The 15,217-nt window shown below is 75.8% G+C and carries 13 protein-coding genes and 1 pseudogene; 8 read left to right on the top strand and 6 right to left on the bottom strand.

The features are described from left to right. Positions 1–75 precede the first annotated feature (75 nt). Positions 76–807, bottom strand: a complete 732-nt coding sequence (locus tag ABZ659_RS22155; RefSeq protein WP_360222674.1) for an NIPSNAP family protein — start codon at positions 805–807, stop codon at positions 76–78. Positions 808–903: 96 nt separating this feature from the next. On the opposite strand from ABZ659_RS22155, the gene ABZ659_RS22150 reads away from it, so the two are divergent. Next, complete coding sequence (locus tag ABZ659_RS22150) at positions 904–1,887, top strand: WYL domain-containing protein (RefSeq protein WP_360222671.1); 984 nt, start codon at positions 904–906, stop codon at positions 1,885–1,887. 187 nt (positions 1,888–2,074) lie between these two features. Beyond that, the gene (locus ABZ659_RS22145; protein WP_360222668.1) at positions 2,075–2,401 is read left to right on the top strand and encodes a hypothetical protein; all 327 of its coding nucleotides are present in this window, start codon (positions 2,075–2,077) and stop codon (positions 2,399–2,401) included. 62 nt (positions 2,402–2,463) lie between these two features. Here the strand turns inward: ABZ659_RS22145 and mmuM are convergent, their stop codons facing one another. After that, positions 2,464–3,396: a homocysteine S-methyltransferase gene (gene mmuM / locus ABZ659_RS22140; protein WP_360222665.1), complete on the bottom strand. Its 933-nt coding sequence runs from the start codon at positions 3,394–3,396 to the stop codon at positions 2,464–2,466. Positions 3,397–3,468: 72 nt separating this feature from the next. Here mmuM and ABZ659_RS22135 point away from each other — a divergent pair. From ABZ659_RS22135 to ABZ659_RS22120, 4 genes and pseudogenes are all read left to right on the top strand, one after another. After that, positions 3,469–3,660 (top strand): annotated as a pseudogene (locus ABZ659_RS22135) (carbohydrate esterase); the annotation flags it as partial. A 75-nt stretch (positions 3,661–3,735) separates the two neighbouring features. Further along, positions 3,736–5,478 (top strand): DUF2264 domain-containing protein, encoded by a 1,743-nt coding sequence (locus tag ABZ659_RS22130; RefSeq protein WP_360222662.1) that lies wholly within the window; start codon positions 3,736–3,738, stop codon positions 5,476–5,478. 10 nt (positions 5,479–5,488) lie between these two features. Next, on the top strand, positions 5,489–6,250 hold the full coding sequence (locus ABZ659_RS22125) for an isocitrate lyase/phosphoenolpyruvate mutase family protein (RefSeq protein WP_360222659.1): 762 nt from the start codon (positions 5,489–5,491) through the stop codon (positions 6,248–6,250). A gap of 105 nt (positions 6,251–6,355) precedes the next feature. Continuing rightward, positions 6,356–6,775, top strand: coding sequence for an NUDIX hydrolase (locus tag ABZ659_RS22120; protein WP_360222719.1), 420 nt, complete (start codon positions 6,356–6,358; stop codon positions 6,773–6,775). On the opposite strand, the gene ABZ659_RS22115 is transcribed toward ABZ659_RS22120, so the two are convergent. From ABZ659_RS22115 to ABZ659_RS22105, 3 genes are all read right to left on the bottom strand, one after another. Then, the gene (locus ABZ659_RS22115) at positions 6,762–7,490 is read right to left on the bottom strand and encodes a hypothetical protein (protein ID WP_360222656.1); all 729 of its coding nucleotides are present in this window, start codon (positions 7,488–7,490) and stop codon (positions 6,762–6,764) included. The genes ABZ659_RS22120 and ABZ659_RS22115 overlap by 14 nt on opposite strands. A 37-nt stretch (positions 7,491–7,527) precedes the next feature. Continuing rightward, positions 7,528–8,988, bottom strand: a complete 1,461-nt coding sequence (locus ABZ659_RS22110; protein WP_360222653.1) for a hypothetical protein — start codon at positions 8,986–8,988, stop codon at positions 7,528–7,530. Between the two features lie 127 nt (positions 8,989–9,115). Continuing rightward, the gene (locus tag ABZ659_RS22105; RefSeq protein ID WP_360222650.1) at positions 9,116–9,718 is read right to left on the bottom strand and encodes a WHG domain-containing protein; all 603 of its coding nucleotides are present in this window, start codon (positions 9,716–9,718) and stop codon (positions 9,116–9,118) included. Between the two features lie 210 nt (positions 9,719–9,928). Between ABZ659_RS22105 and ABZ659_RS22100 the strand changes: the two genes are divergently transcribed. Both ABZ659_RS22100 and ABZ659_RS22095 read left to right on the top strand, forming a co-directional pair. Then, positions 9,929–11,632, top strand: a complete 1,704-nt coding sequence (locus ABZ659_RS22100; RefSeq protein ID WP_360222647.1) for a PHP domain-containing protein — start codon at positions 9,929–9,931, stop codon at positions 11,630–11,632. Continuing rightward, a complete protein-coding gene (locus ABZ659_RS22095) occupies positions 11,629–12,147 on the top strand; it encodes a hypothetical protein (RefSeq protein ID WP_360222644.1) in 519 nt (172 codons plus the stop codon). Before ABZ659_RS22100 ends, ABZ659_RS22095 begins: the two co-directional genes overlap by 4 nt. A gap of 141 nt (positions 12,148–12,288) precedes the next feature. Here the strand turns inward: ABZ659_RS22095 and ABZ659_RS22090 are convergent, their stop codons facing one another. Beyond that, positions 12,289–15,207, bottom strand: coding sequence for a glycoside hydrolase family 2 TIM barrel-domain containing protein (locus ABZ659_RS22090; protein WP_360222641.1), 2,919 nt, complete (start codon positions 15,205–15,207; stop codon positions 12,289–12,291). Between the last annotated feature and the right edge of the window lie 10 nt (positions 15,208–15,217).

The raw sequence follows: 15,217 nt of genomic DNA, 5'->3' as shown, positions 1-15,217 counted from the left end.
GTGGATGCCCGAAGACCGCGTCGACCACGGGGGCGACGGTAGGCGGCGGGCGCCGGGCGGGGCAAGCGGGTTCCGTTAGCGCAGCAGCGAGCGGCCGGTGGGCGTCAGCCGCAGCGTCAGCGGGGCCGCCGCCGACTCCCGTTGCAGGCCGGGCAGGACGGCGTCCCGCGCGAGGGCGTCCGCCGCCAGGTCCGCCGCGTGCCGCCTCCGGGCCCGGTCGTCCGGGTACGAGGTGAGGACCGCGACGACGTTCTCGCCGGTGCGGACGGGCAGCCTGGTGAAGGTGTTCGGGGCCGTCTCGGTGCCGAGCACGGCGAGGGGCGCGGGCCCGGTGCGGCGCAGGGCGGGCACCAGTCCGTCCCGGACCAGCGTGGGCCCGTCCGACCGCCCCGGCGGGAACGACCAGACGGTGACGGCCACCAGCCGGTCCGGCGCGGCGGCACCGGGGCCCGGCCGGGTCGCCGGGGAGACGGCGGGGCCGGTGTCGGCGTCCAGCGGGCGCAGCAGCAGGACGTCGTCGGAGTCGACCATGGTGGCGTTGGCGCGCGGCCCGTGCTCGGCCCACACGGGGCCGCCGTAGAAGGAGGCCAGCGCGGTGTGCCGTACCGCCATGTCCGGGAAGCCGCGCAGCCAGACGAAGCGGTCGGGGTCGTCGAGGTCCCGGAACTGGCCCAGCACGGTCATCCCGGCCGCCTCCTGCGTCTCGACGAACTCCCGGTCGAACAGCTCGACGAGTGCGGCGCGCCGGCCGGGACGCAGGGTGTACTGCCGCAGCTCGATCACGGCGGGGTGGCGGACCTCGGGCACGGTGGGCTCCTGTCTGACGCGGGTGCCCCGACGCTAGGCGGGGGGTGTGACAGGTGCTGTCAGTGTTTCCGGTGGGAAGCCGAGGAGAATGCGGGCATGTCCGCCGGGCGACTCCTCTCGCTGCTGCTGTTGCTGCAATCCCGTGGCCGTGTCCCCGCGCGGGGCATCGCCGACGAACTCGGCGTGTCCGTGCGGACCGTCTACCGCGACCTCGGGCGGCTCCAGCGGGCCGGGGTGCCGCTGTACGCGGAGCCCGGACCGGGCGGCGGCTACCGGCTCGTCGACGGCTGGCGCACCCGTCTGACCGGCATGACGGAGGGCGAGGCGGGGGCCCTGTTCCTCGCCGGGCTGCCGGAACCCGCCGCCGACCTGGGGCTCGCGGCGGACGTCGCGGCGGCGCGGCTGAAGCTGCTCGCGGCGCTGCCGACCGGACTGCGGGAGGCGGCGGCGCGCACGGCGTCGGTGCTGCACGTGGACGCCCCCGGCTGGTACCGGGAGCCCGAGGAGACGCCGTACCTGCGGCTGTTCGTCGACGCGGTGCTCAACCGCCGTACGGTGGCGGCGCGGTACCGCAGATGGCGGGAGCCGCACGAGGTCGACCGGCGGCTGCGCCCCTACGGCCTGGTCCTCAAGTCCGGTGCCTGGTACGTCGTCGCCGCCACCGACCGCGGAGTGGCGACCTACCGGACCGCGCGGTTCCTCGACGCCCGGCTCACCGACGACCGCTTCGAGCGGCCGGACGGCTTCGACCTGCGCGCCCACTGGGCGGCGTACCGCGACGACTTCGAGGCCCGCCGCTTCACCGGCACCGCCACCGTCCGGCTCTCCCCGCGCGGACGGCGGCGCCTGCCCGACAACGTCGCCCCGGAGGTCGTCCGCGCGGTCGACGCCACCGCCGTCGCGGTCGGCGACGAGGGCTGGGTCGAGGCGGTCATCCCGACCGAGAGCACCGCGCACGCCCACGGCGAACTGCTGCGCCTCGGCGCCGACGTGGAGGTGGTCGCCCCACCGGAACTGCGCCGCGCGGTCTCCGCCACGGTGACGGAACTCGCCCGGATCTACGCCCGGCCCCCCGGCTGAGGCGCGGGGGTGGATCCCCCGGGCGCCCCTGTGGGGAACGCGGCAGCTTCCGGCCATCCCACGTCGCCGACCCCGACCGGACGCGGTGGGGGTATGGCGCGACCGAGGCCGGTGAGGTGAAGACGCCCCGGGTACCACTCACGCCGGACCGGGGGAGCGGCCAGGGATGCGGACCAGGGAGTCAGCGGTGGGCGAGTCCCTGCCGTACACGGCGGGTTCCGACGTCACCCGGTCCCTCTGTACGGCCCTCTACACGCGCCCGGCCAAGGTGGGCGACCCGACGCCGTGGGCCGAGGCCCGGCTGCTCCGGCTGGTCCGGGACGCGCTGCCCGACCCGGAGGCCCTGCGCGACGAGACGGCGGTGCTGGCGGGCGCCCTGGACACCCCGGAGAGCGAGGGCTTCGGCCCCACCCTGCGCGTGGCGGCCCGCGCCCTGCCCGCCCTCGTCGCGGGGACGGTCGTCCAGGAGACGGGCGACGCCGTGGTGGCGGCGATCCGGCAGCTCCTGGGCTGAGGGACGGAGGTAGTGACCGGGGGCCCCGTCGCGCGGGGGACGTCCGGAGCGTCGCTCCCCCGTCACCCGCCCGCCAGCACCCCCGCGACCGCCCCGATCGTCCCCGGCCCCACCCGGCAGCACCCCCCGACCAGGCGCGCCCCCGCCGCCCGCCACCCCAGCACCCGCTCCGGCGTGAAGGTGGCCGGACCGCGCCAGCCGTGCGTCGCCGCGTCCCAGGTCTCGCCGCTGTTGGGGTAGACGACGACCGGCTTGCCCGTCACCCGGGCCGCCGTGGCGACGGCGTGGTCCGCGTCCCGCGGGGCGCAGCAGTTGACGCCGACCGCGATCACCTCGTCCACCTCCGCCGCCAGCGCGAAGGCGTCCACCAGCGGCTGCCCGGCCCGGGTCCGGTCGCCGTCGACGGTGTACGACAGCCAGGCCGGGACCCCGAGCCCGCGCACCGCGCGCAGCAGTGCCGTGGCCTCGTCGGTGTCCGGGACCGTCTCCAGCGCCAGCACGTCGGGCCCGGCGGCGGCCAGCACCTCCAGGCGCGGCCGGTGGAAACGCTCCAGCTCGGCGACGGTGAGTCCGTACCGCCCCCGGTACTCGGAGCCGTCCGCGAGCATCGCCCCGTACGGTCCCGCCGACGCCGCCACCCACAGCGGGCGGACGGCGCCCCGCAGCCGCGCCCGCCGGGCCGCCTCCCGCGCCACCGTCACGCTCAGCGTGAGCAGTTCCGCGGCGCGCCCGCGGCCGACGCCGTGCCGGGCGAAGCCCTCGAAGGTGGCCTGGTAGCTGGCGGTGATCGCCACGTCCGCGCCCGCCTCGTAGTAGGCGAGGTGCGCCCGGGTCACCGCCTCGGGCTCCGACAGCAGCAGCCGTGCCGACCACAGCCCGTCGGCCAGGTCGTGGCCCTGCGCCCGCAGCTGGTTGGACATGCCCCCGTCGAGCACGACCGTCCCGGCCGCGAGGGCGTCCGCCAGGGCGGGGGAGGTGGGGTGGTCACCGGTCATGCCTACGACCGTAGACGGCGGCGGTGCCCGGGCGTTCTGGCCGGTACCGGTCGCACGCGATCCGTTGACCTCGACCTCACCGCCCGCACCAGGGACGTCGTCGAGTCGCTCGGCGTCCAGGGCTCCACGTCCCGGTACCTCTACGACGAGAAGCGCGACAACACCCACACCTCCCAGCACGGCGCCACGGTCCACGCGGGCCTCGTCCGAAACGAACTCCTCGCCCAGCGACTGGTACCCCCGGGTCTGGTACGGCTGGGATGAGCCCCTGGGGCGTCCCGACCGGAACCGGGGCGCCCCAGGCCCCGCCGCAAGGACTCCGCCGGAAAGGACCCGCCGATGGACCTGCCCCCCGACGACCGAGCCCTCAGCCCGTACACCGGCTACACCCGCGCCCACTGGGAGGCCGCCGCCGACGCCCTGCTCGCCGCCGTCGAGCCGTACGCCACCCCCGACCGCGCCCTCTACCACCTGCCCGGCGACCACACCAGCTGGTCAGGACGCCTCTCCGACGGCCTGGAAGGCTATGCCCGCACCCTGCTGCTGGCCGCCTTCCGCCAGGACGAGAAGGTCCTCGCCCGGTACGCCGACGGTCTCGCCGCCGGGGTCTCCGGCGCCTGGCCCCGGATCGAGGACCGCGGCCAGCCGCTCGTCGAGGCGGCGTCCATCGCCCTCGCGCTGCGCCTCACCCGCCCGCTGCTGTGGGACCGCCTGCCGGACGCCGTACGGCAGCGGGCGGCCGCCTGGCTGGCCGACGCGCTCACCGCCGAGCCCTGGCCCTGCAACTGGGAGCTGTTCCCGGTGACCGTCGGCGGCTTCCTGGACGCGGTCGGCTGCGCACCCGACCGCGCACGTGCCGCCGTCGACCACGGCCTCGCCCGCGTCGAGCGGTGGTACGTCGGCGACGGCTGGTACACCGACGGCGACGGCCGCACGTTCGACTACTACAACGGCTGGGCCCTGCACCTCTACCCGGTCCTGCACGCCTGGCTCGCCGACGACCCCGCCCTCCTCGACCACTACGGCCGCCGCCTCGCCCGCCACCTCACCGACTACGCCCGCCTGTTCGGCGGCGACGGCGCCCCCCTGCACCAGGGCCGCTCCCTCACCTACCGGTTCGCCACCACCGCCCCGCTCTGGCTGGGCGCGCTCACCGGCCACACCCCGCTGCCGGCCGGCGAGACCCGCCGCCTGGCCTCCGGCGCCCTCAGGCACTTCCTCGACCGGGGCGCCGTCGACGACCGCGGCCTGCTCACCCTCGGCTGGCACGGCCCCGACCCGACCGTCCTGCAGGGCTACTCGGGACCCGCCTCCCCCTACTGGGCCAGCAAGGGCTTCCTCGGCCTGCTCCTCCCCCCGGGGCACGAGGTCTGGACGGCCCCCGAACAACCCGGCCCCGCCGAGCGCGCCGACGCGGTCACGCCGCTGCGCGCCCCCAACTGGCTGCTCCAGTCCACCCGTTCGGACGGCGTCGTCCGCCTCCACAACCACGGCAGCGAGGACGTCCGCTACGACCCCCACTACACCCGCCTCGCCTACTCGACCACGACGACGCCGACACCGTCGTACGACAACAGCGTGGCCGTCGGCGGCGACGCCGGCCGCACCGGCATCGAGCCGCTGGGCGTGGGGGAGGGGTGGGCGGCCTCCCGGCACCGGACGGGCGGCGGGGCGCGGGTGGTCAGCCTGGTGGTGGCCCGGGGCGCGGTGGAGGTACGGGCCTTCTGGGTGAGCGGGGCGCCCGCGGGGACGGCGATCCGGGTCCGTGGCTGGGACACCGGGGCGGCGGGGACGACCCGGGCCGAGATCGTCCCCGCGCACCTGCTCGACGACACCCTCACCGGCGTCCTCACCACCGCCCCGGGCCCCTTCGCCGCCGTCGCCAGGCTCACCGCGGAACCGGAGCCGTCGCCGCTCGCGGAGCTGGTGTCGGTGGTCGTGGAGGAGGGCACGGGGCTGTGCGTGCGGTGGGCGGACGGCCCACCCGCCCGCTTCCGCTTCCACCCGGACCCCGACGCCCCGACCGTGCTGCCCCGCCCCGGCCACGACACTTCGGCCGGTACCGAACCCGCACGCCCGTAACGTCCCCGGCATGACCGACTTCGCCGCACTCCACCGCACCGGCGCCCCGTTGCTGCTGCCCAACGCCTGGGACCACGCCTCCGCCCGACTGCTCGCCGCGCAGGGGTTCGCGGCGGTCGGCACCACCAGCCTCGGGGTCGCCGCCGCGGCCGGACTGCCCGACGGGGCCGCCGCCACCCGCGACGAGACCCTGCGGCTGGCCCTCGGCCTCGGGTCGGCGCCCTTCGCGCTCTCCGTGGACGCGGAGGACGGCTTCAGCGACGACCCCGCCGAGGTCGCCGCCTTCGCCCGCGAGCTGTGGGCCGTGGGGGCGGCCGGGATCAACCTGGAGGACCGGCTCGGGTCCGCCGACCGGCACGCCGAGAAGATCGCCGCCGTGAAGGCCGCCGCGCCGGGACTCTTCGTCAACGCCCGCACGGACACGTACTGGCTCGGCGACGGCACCGGCACCCTCGCCCGCCTCCGCGCCTACGGTGCGGCGGGCGCCGACGGTGTCTTCGTGCCCGGGCTGGCCGACCCCGCCGCCATCGCCGCGCTGGTGCGCGCCCTCGGCGCCTCGGGTGACCTCCCGCTCAACGTCCTCTACTCGCCCACCGGACCCACCGTCCCCGACCTCACCGCCCTCGGCGTGCGCCGGATCAGCCTCGGCTCCCTGCTCTACCGGCGTGCGCTGGGCGCCGCCGCCGAGGCGCTCACCGCGGTCCGGGAGGGGCGCGCACCGGCGGGGCCCACACCGGCGTACGCCGACGTACAGGCGCTGAGCGGGGGTTGAGACGCGTGCCACTGCCACCTGGGGGCGATCCTGGTAGCGTTGAGGCTTTCGCGGGTATCAGACCCTTTGGACTCGTCACCGGCGAAGGGCCGAGCACCGATGAGCATGGACACCCCCTCAGACAGGCGGCTGGCGTCCGCCGTCGTGATGGACGCCGCGGGCCGGGTGCTCCTGGTACGCCGCAGTGAGCGTGAGCGTTTCCTGCCCCGGGTCTGGGGCGTGCCCTGCGGCAAGCTGGAGCCCGGCGAGAGCGCCGCGGACGGCGCGCTGCGGGAGCTGAAGGAGGAGACGGGGCTGCTCGGCGAGGTCGTCCGCAAGGTCGGCGATTCGTCCTTCGTCAGCGACTACCGGGGCCACGAGATCAAGAACTGGCAGGAGAACTTCCTGGTCAGGCCCATCACCTGGCAGGTCTCCCTGCCCGAGCGCGACCAGGCGTACGCCTGGCTGGCCCCGGCGGAGCTGTCCGGCGTCGACATCGACGACTACAACCTGGACGTCGTCCGCCAGGCCTTCACCCGGCCCTGAGCAGCTCCGCCAGGTCGTTCAGGGCGTCCAGGTAGTCCGGCACCGCCATCGGCACCTTCGCCACCGCGTCCGGATGCGGGCCCGCCGCCGTGAACACGTCGGTGTGGCGGCGCCGTTCGGTGCCCGTCTCCAGGAACAGCGTCACCGTCGGCCCCTCCGTGTCGCACCAGGCCCGGTGCAGGGTGTGCGCGGGCAGGGCGTAGGCGCTGCCCGCCGCGATCCGTGCCGCGTGCGTGAGCCGCAGCCGGGCCGGGCCCGCGGGCGCCAGCCGCCAGTTGGCCGACCCCGCCGCCAGGGACTCCCGGTAGCGGGCGGTGGTCAGGTCGCCGTCGCCGTCCGCCGTCTCGTACAGCTCCATCGCGAGCCGCCCCCGGACCACGCAGGACGCCAGCGGGGAGCGGTGGTTGTGGATGTCCTCCCTGCCGATCCCGCCCCGCCCCGGATGCCACACGTGGGCGCGGAGCATGTGGCGCGGGCCGCCGTCGATCAGCAGCAGCTTGTCGAAGCCCAGGACGTGCCGGTACGACAGGCGCGCGCACTCCTCCGGTTCGCCCTCCCCGGCGGCGAGTTCGGCGACCAGCTCAAGGAGCCGGTCGGGCCGACCGAGCCGGTCGACCAGGTCACGGGCGGCGAGCGCCAGTCCGTGCTCGGGCAGTTCCGCGGCGAGTTCCACGGTCAGCAGCCGCCGGGCCGCCTGGACGTGCCGACCACCCATGTGGTCTTCCTCCCCCTCCGGCCCTCCCGGGCCCGGTTCAGTGCTGGTGCGGGACGACCGGCTGGACCGGCTGGTACATCCATACGGCATGGGCGCGCAGCGCCGACAGGCCCTGGTACGTCATCCACATCGGGCGGCGCAGCTCGGTGCTGTCGCCGCGCCCCCAGGCCCAGATGCCGTCGCTCTGCGCCGCCCACACGGCGGCGATCGCGCCGTCCAGCCGCTCGGCCCACTCGTCGTGCAGCCCGTCGCGCCGGGCCACCTCGCGGGCGCCGGGGGTGAGCAGGGCGCGGGCCACCCAGGAGGCGGTGAAGTGCCGTACGTTGAGCACCTCGTGGCGTACCGGGTCGTCGGGGCGGGGACGGCGTACCTCCTCGCGGAGGTTCTCCAGGTCCAGGCAGCCGTGGTGCGGTGCGTCGCGGCAGGCCAGCAGCCAGCGCACGCCGTCCTCGCGGGCGGCGCGGGCGGCGGCGGTCTCGTCGAGGACCCGGGCGGCCCGGTCCAGGGCGACCACGGCGAGCGCGGTGTGCAGCGGGGACGCGGGGCCGTAGGGCGGGCCGAGGCGGTAGCTCCAGCAGCGCAGGTGGTCGCGGCGGTCGTCGCTGATCGCGCCGTCCACGAGGGCCTCGTGCAGCCGCGGCAGGACCGGGTGGCGGGGCGCGGCGCGCAACAGGCCGCGCAGGACCGTGGTCACCACGTGTGTGGACTCCCGCCCGGCGCGGTCGAGTTCCCGGGTGAAGCCGGTGGTGCAGCGCTCCACCTCCGCGGTGAGCAGATCGCTGGAGGCCCCCGCGCGGGCGAGCGCGCCCAGCACCAGCGCGGTGACCTCCGGCCGGGCCTCGGCGCCCTGCGAGCGCGCCGACCAGCCGCCGCCGGGCAGCCGCAGCCGCCACAGCGTCTCCACCAGGTCGCCGGTGCCGAGGCGGCCGTCGGGGATGCCGAGGTCGAGCATGGTGTGCAGGCCGTAGGCGGTCCCGACGGGGGTGGGACGGGTCAGGGCGGGGTCGGCGCGGCCCGCGTCGCGGTGGCCGGGGTCGGCCAGGGAGTGCGACCAGCCCGTCAGCCGTCCGGCGTCGGGGTCGTCGACCACGGACACCTGGCCGACGAGGGTCTCGTGGGCGGCGCTGAACAGCTCGGGCAGCGGACCGGGCCCGGGGGCGAGGGCGCCGGTGCCGAGGGTGGCCGGATCCGGCTGCCCGGCACCGGTCTGCGCGGCGGTGCGGGCGCGCAGCAGGGCCGCCGCCAGCCAGGCCGCCGCGCCGGTGCCCAGACCGCTGACGCCGGAGATCAGGTAGCGGGCGGTCTCGCCGCCGAGGGAGTCGGGCAGGACGCCGAAGAGGAACTGGAACACCGCGTACCCGGCGGCCAGACAGCCGAGGCTGCCCAGCCAGCCGACGAACCGCGCGGGCGGCGAGCCGTCGCCGTCCGGTCCGGTGGGCGGGGTCGGGTCGGGGCCCGCCGCGCGCAACGGCCCGCGTCCGAGCTGCTGTGAGGACACGCCGCGCTCCCTCCCCCGTGGTCGCCGCCGCGGACCGCGCCGCGGTGCTGGTGAAGATCCCAGTCTAGGGAAACCGTCTCCGACTCCACGTTCGTACCGCTGTTTTCCCCCTCCCACACCGTGCCGTTCAGTCAGGCTGGCGGGGTGTCTCCCGCGGCCAGTGCTCCAGCGCGGCGTGCAGGGCGTCGACGGCCTTGTCCCAGGACGCCTGGACCGCGCGGGGGTGGGCGAAGGCCCCGGCGGCCTCCAGCACGCAGTAGCCGTGGAACGTGGAGCGCAGCAGGCGGACGGCGTCGGTGAGGTCGGGTTCGTCGAGGCCGTAGCCGCGGAGCATCCCGTAGGTGATGTCGGCGGTGCGGCGCGGGGTGGGGGAGCCGGCCAGCAGCTCCGGCGTGACCGCGTCCTCGTCGAGGCGGGTCTGGGTGGCCGCGTACCGGCCGGGGTGGGCCAGCGCGTAGGCGCGGTAGGCGTCCGCGAACGCGGTCAGCGCGTCCTTCCCCGCGCGGCCCGCGACCGCGTCCGCGATCCGGTCGATCAGCTCGCCCCCGGCCAGCAGCGCGAGCCGGGCACGCAGCTCGCGCAGGTTCCGCACGTGGGAGTAGAGGCTGGCGTCCCGGACGCCGAAGCGGCGGGCCAGCGCGGAGAGGGTGACGTTGTCGAAGCCGACCTCGTCGGCCAGCTCGGCGGCGGCCGTGACGAGCCGGTCGGCGGTGATGCCCGCACGTGCCATGGACGGCCTCCTCCCGCTCTCCTCCGGCCGCTTGACCTCGGACGGAAGCCTAGCCCGCGGACGGAGCGGGGCGAGCGGCCGTGTCCGGGACGTCTGACGATCAGCCGTGGGTCGTTCGATATTCATCTTCCGCGCTCATCCTCCTCACGCGGCGCAGTGGGCGCCGCGGCAGGCAGCCGCGACAGTCGGCGGCATCCAGGAGGCACATTCATGGGTCACGGACACGGACACGGTCACGGCCATCACCACCACGATCACGCGCACGGCCACCCGGCGGCCCCGCTGCCCGCCGCCTTCGACACCACCGTGCCGGACGAGGCCCTCACCCCCGAGCAGCGGTCGCGCCGCTCGCTGCTGCGCCGCGCCGGGCTCCTCGGCGCGGGCCTCGCGGCCACCAGCGTCCTCGGTACCGCCGCCGCGCCCGCCCACGCCGCGCCCGCCGCCTCCGGCCGTCGCGGGAAGGGCTTCCTGTGGCTGGCCGGTGACCACCACATCCACACCCAGTACAGCAGCGACGGCAAGTACCGCGTCGTCGACCAGGTCCGCCAGGGCGCCCGGCACGGCATGGACTGGCTGGTCATCACCGACCACGGCAACGCCACCCACGCCAAGATCGGCGTGGCGAAGGTCAACCCGGACATCAGGGAGGCCCGCGCCGCCTACGAGGACACCCTCGTCTTCCAGGGCCTGGAGTGGAACATCCCCGCCGCCGAGCACGGCACGGTCTTCGTGCACCCCGGCAAGCACGAGGTGTCCGTCCTCAAGCAGTTCGAGACCGACTACGACGGCAGCGTCCAGGGCGCCTCCGCCTCCACCCCCGCCAACGAGGCCCTCGCCGTCGCGGGCCTGAGCTTCCTCGCGGAGCAGGTGCGGCGGCGCAAGGTCAAGGACGCGCTGATGCTCGCCAACCACCCGGCGCGGCGCGGCGTCGACTCCCCGCACGAGATCCGCGGCTGGCGCGACGCCACCGGCGCGGACCGCCAGATCGCCGTCGGCTTCGAGGGCGCCCCCGGCCACCAGGCCGCCGGGCTCCCCGCCCCGCTCGGCATGGGCCGTGCCCGCGGCATCTACGACAACAGCCCCAGCGCCAACTCCTTCGCCGGCTACCCGCCGGAGTCCTACCGCACCTGGGGCGGCTTCGACTGGATGACCGCCACCGTCGGCGGCCTGTGGGACAGCCTCCTCGCCGAGGGCAAGCCCTGGTGGATCACCGCCAACTCCGACTCCCACCAGGTGTACGCCGACACCGCGGCGCGCGGCGGCGGCGACTTCCACGCCAACGGCCGCTACGACGACCCGGTCTACGCGGGCGGGATCGACGTCGCGCAGGGCGACTACTGGCCCGGCTACTACAGCCGCACCCACGTCGGCGCCGACGGCTTCTCCTACGCCGCCGTCATGGACGGCATCCGCGCGGGCCGCGTCTGGGTCGACCACGGCCAGCTGCTCAGCGGCCTGGACGTGCGGGTGTCCGGCGGCAGCCGCTGGGCCACCCTGGGCGGCGCCCTGCACGTGAGGAAGGGCACCCGGGTCACGCTGACCGTCGACGTGGCCCTCGCGGGCGGCCCCAACTGGGCGGGGTTCGTGCCCGAGCTGGCCCGCGTCGACGTCATCCAGGGCGACGTCACCGGCGAGGCCGCGGACAAGGACACCTTCACCGCGCCCACCGCCAGGGTCGTCAGGTCGTACGAGGTGAACAAGTCCACCGGCACGGTCCGCCTCACCTACGAACTCGGCCGCGTCGACCGCCCGGTGTACGTGCGGCTGCGCGGCACGGACGGCAGGCGCGGCGCCGTCGGCGCGATGGGCGCGGCCGTGGACCCGGCGGGCCCGGCGCTCGACGTCGTCGGCGACGCCGACCCGTGGCAGGACCTGTGGTTCTACTCCAACCCGGTGTGGGTCCTGCCGTCGTGACGACGCCGTCCCACGCCCTCACCGTCGACGCCGGTTCACGGGACCTGCGCGCGGCCGACCACCTGATCCAGCGGCTCGCCGCCGAACTCGCGCTTCCCGAGGACGTGTTCGGCTGCACGCACCTGGTCCGGGGCGACCGGCCGCGCGTGGCGGTGTCGTTCGCCTTCCGCTCCGGGGCCGAGCGGGACGCCGTACGCGACCGGCTCACCGCCCGGGGGTACGGGGTGGCGCCCGGCGTCCCCGACGACACCGGCCGGGCGGTGCGCTACCCGGGGGCCGCCGCCCTCACCGGCACGCTGACCGTGGCCGAGCTGCTCGCCCGCTCGGCGATCACCCGCGTGACGGTGCTGGGCGCCCCCGGCGCGCCGGACCCCGGCACCCCGGTGGTGACGGCGGACCACGTGCGCCCGCAGTGGCAGCGGGGCGACCTCGTGCTCACCGCCCAGCCCGCCAGCGGCGGCACGTTGGTGCCCTTCGAGGTCCCGGACCCGACCCCGTGCTGCGCCGACCACTGACCTGACGGGAAAGGGTCAGGCCATCGCACGGCTCCCCCGGCGAACGGGCGGGTTGACCCGGGGGAGAGCGCGATGGCCTGGTCCTGGTCTGCCGTGACGCGGGGCCGGAACGGCGGCGCACGACAGGTGGCGGTGAGATTATCAGAGCGCCGGGTCGGGGTGTCGGTTGCATGGCGAGAAGACGAACGTGAACTCGCTCAGTGCTGCCCGCAGTTCGTACCGGGGCAGGACACCCGGCCCGCAGGACTGGGAGCCGATGCCGTGCTGGGCGTGGTCCAGGTTGACCCAGACCAGGTCCCCGGGCGTCAGGTCGGTCCGGTGGGCGGCGGCGTCCAGTTCCTCCGTCGTCCAGCGGCGGGCCGTGAACCAGAACGCCGGGTCGCCCTCGATCCGCAGTCCGCCCAGCTCCACCCACCGGACGTCGGCGCGGGCGCCGTTCTCCTGGGGGCGGACGTAGGGGGTCTGGAGGCCGTCCACCGAGGACTCCCAGCGGGACAGCCGGGAGGCCGACCTGGTGTCGGGGTACGCCTCGTTCGGACCGCCGCCGTACCAGCGGACCCGGTCGGCTCCGGGCAGTGCGAACCGGACGCCGAGCCGGGGCAGGGGGAGCGTCCAGTCGCCCTCCGGGGTGACGGTGACCGTCAGGCGCAGCCGGTCGCCGTCCGCCGTCCAGCGGTAGGCGGTGCGCAGGCCGACGTCGGCGGCGGCGGGGGCGACGCGGGTGCGCACGGTCAGCGCGTCGTCGGTGAGCCGTACGTCGTCCAGCCGGTGCCGCATCCGGTGCAGGCCGAGCTTCCGCCACAGGGTGGCGTGGCGGGCGTCCGGCTGCCAGGGGGCGCCCTCGTCGTTGTCGGTGGGGGCCCGCCAGACGTCCAGCCGGGGGCCGCCGGTCAGCTCGGTGCCGGAGACGGCCAGCAGGGTGCCGGTGCGGGCGTCGAAGGCGGCCGGGCCGAGGTGGATCCGCTCGCCGGCGGGCGTGGGGCGGGCGGTGGGCGTGTGGGCGGGGTACCGGTGCGGGGTGCGGGGGAGCTGCGCCCAGGCCACCACGTGGTCCTTCGGCGCCCAGGAGGTGGCCTCGGCGAGCACGGCGCGGACCGTCCACAGGGTCTCCGGCGCGGCCGGGTCGTCGGGGGCGGGGGGCTCCGGCAGCTTCAGCTCCGCCGACTCGCCGGGCGCGAGGGGCGGCACCGGCAGGGGGCCGGTCGCCACCGTCTCGCCGTCCGCCTCGTACGACCAGGTGAAGGCCAGCGCGGACAGGTCCGCGAAGTCGTGGCCGTTGGTCACCCGGACGCTGCCGTCGCCGCCGCCCTCGATCCGGACCGGCTCGATGGCCTTCCGGTACTCCAGCAGGCCGGGCGACGGGGTGCGGTCCGGGAACAGCAGGCCGTCGCAGACGAAGTTGCCGTCGTGCAGCTCCTCCCCGAAGTCGCCGCCGTAGGCGTAGCCGAGGTCCGGGTGGCGGATGCCGTGGTCGATCCACTCCCAGACGAACCCGCCCTGCAGACGGTCGTACGTCTCGAACAGCCGCTGGTAGTCGGCCAGTCCGCCGGGGCCGTTGCCCATGGCGTGGCCGTACTCGCACAGGATGAGCGGCAGTCCGCGGCGCTTGCGGGTGCCGCCGTCGAGGCCGCGGCCGATCCGCTCGGTCTCCTCGTGGAAGGGGTACATCCGCGAGTACACGTCGGTGTCACGGCAGGCGGGGTCGCCCTCGTAGTGGACCAGCCGGGAGGTGTCGCGGGCGTGGATCCACTCCGCCATCGCGGTCAGTCCGCGTCCGGTGCCCGCCTCGTTGCCGAGGGACCAGATGACGACCGACGGGTGGTTCTTGTCCCGTTCCACCATGCGGGCGGCGCGGTCCAGGAGCGCCGGGGTCCAGCGGTCGTCGTCGACGGGGTTGTCCCGCCAGTCGTGCTCGACGAAGCCGTGGGTCTCCAGGTCGCACTCGTCGATCACCCACAGGCCGTACTCGTCGCACAGGTCGAGGAAGGCCGGGTGCGGCGGGTAGTGCGAGGTGCGGACGGCGTTGACGTTGTGCCGCTTCATCAGCAGCACGTCCCGCCGCATGGTCTCCGGGTCCAGGGCGCGCCCGCGCTCGGGGTGCCATTCGTGCCGGTTGACGCCCCGGAAGAGGACCGGGCGGCCGTTGACCTTGAGCAGCCCGTCCTCGACGACGACCGTGCGGAAGCCGACGCGCAGCGGCACCCGCTCGCCCGCCGTGGCCAGGACGGCGTCGTACAGCCTCGGCGTCTCCGCGGTCCACGGCTCGACCGGCACGGTCGCCGTCCCGCCGGTGGCGAGGTCGAGGCCGAGGCCGGGCACGGTGACCCGGCCGGGCACCTCGGAGTCGACGCGCAGGGTGCCCTCGCCGGTGCGGTGGTCGTAGGCGGCGTGCACGAAGAAGTCCCCGGCGGCGCCCTCGGGCCGGTGCAGCAGGGTGACGTCACGGAAGATGCCCGGCAGCCACCACTGGTCCTGGTCCTCCAGGTACGAGCCCGCCGACCACTGGTGGACGCGGACCGCGAGGACGTTCCCGGTCGGCCGGAGCAGCTCGCCCACCGCGAACTCGTGCGGCAGCCGCGACCCCTGGAACGTGCCGAGCTCCGTGCCGTTCAGCCAGACCCGGGCGCAGGACTCCACACCGTCGAAGCGCAGCACCGCGGTACCGTCCGCGGGCCAGTCGGCGGGCAGGTCGAAGCGGCGCAGGTGGTCGCCGGTCGGGTTCTCGGTGGGGACGTGCGGGGGATCCACCGGGAACGGGTAGAGGTGGTTGGTGTAGATCGGCGGGCCGAAGGCGCCGTCGCCCTGGAGCACCCAGTGGCCGGGGACGGTCACCTCCGCCCACGCCCCGGCGTCGTACCCGGGCGCGGCGAACGCGTCGTCCTCGGCGTCGGCCGTCGGGGAGAGGCGGAAGCGCCAGTCGCCGTTGAGGGAGAGGGACTTCGCGTCGGAGCCGCGGTACCAGGCGCGGGGCGGCAGGGTGCCCGTGCCCGGGGTGACGTCCTCGACGTAGGCGGTGGTGGTGGCGGTGGTGGCGGTGGTGGCGGTGGTGCGGGACAACATCGGTCTCCTT

It is taken from the genome of Streptomyces sp. NPDC006997, from assembly GCF_040635175.1.
Taxonomy (GTDB): Bacteria; Actinomycetota; Actinomycetes; order Streptomycetales; family Streptomycetaceae; genus Streptomyces.
This window is presented reverse-complemented; position numbering and strand designations above follow the sequence as displayed.

Excerpts from the sequence above, each read along its gene's own strand:
- ABZ659_RS22150 (WP_360222671.1), top strand. The coding sequence starts at position 904 with ATGTCCGCCGGGCGACTCCTCTCGCTGCTGCTGTTGCTGCAATCCCGT.
- mmuM (WP_360222665.1), bottom strand. The coding sequence starts at position 3,396 with ATGACCGGTGACCACCCCACCTCCCCCGCCCTGGCGGACGCCCTCGCG.
- ABZ659_RS22130 (WP_360222662.1), top strand. The coding sequence starts at position 3,736 with ATGGACCTGCCCCCCGACGACCGAGCCCTCAGCCCGTACACCGGCTAC.
- ABZ659_RS22125 (WP_360222659.1), top strand. The coding sequence starts at position 5,489 with ATGACCGACTTCGCCGCACTCCACCGCACCGGCGCCCCGTTGCTGCTG.
- ABZ659_RS22120 (WP_360222719.1), top strand. The coding sequence starts at position 6,356 with ATGGACACCCCCTCAGACAGGCGGCTGGCGTCCGCCGTCGTGATGGAC.
- ABZ659_RS22115 (WP_360222656.1), bottom strand. The coding sequence starts at position 7,490 with ATGGGTGGTCGGCACGTCCAGGCGGCCCGGCGGCTGCTGACCGTGGAA.
- ABZ659_RS22105 (WP_360222650.1), bottom strand. The coding sequence starts at position 9,718 with ATGGCACGTGCGGGCATCACCGCCGACCGGCTCGTCACGGCCGCCGCC.
- ABZ659_RS22100 (WP_360222647.1), top strand. The coding sequence starts at position 9,929 with ATGGGTCACGGACACGGACACGGTCACGGCCATCACCACCACGATCAC.
- ABZ659_RS22090 (WP_360222641.1), bottom strand. The coding sequence starts at position 15,207 with ATGTTGTCCCGCACCACCGCCACCACCGCCACCACCGCCACCACCACC.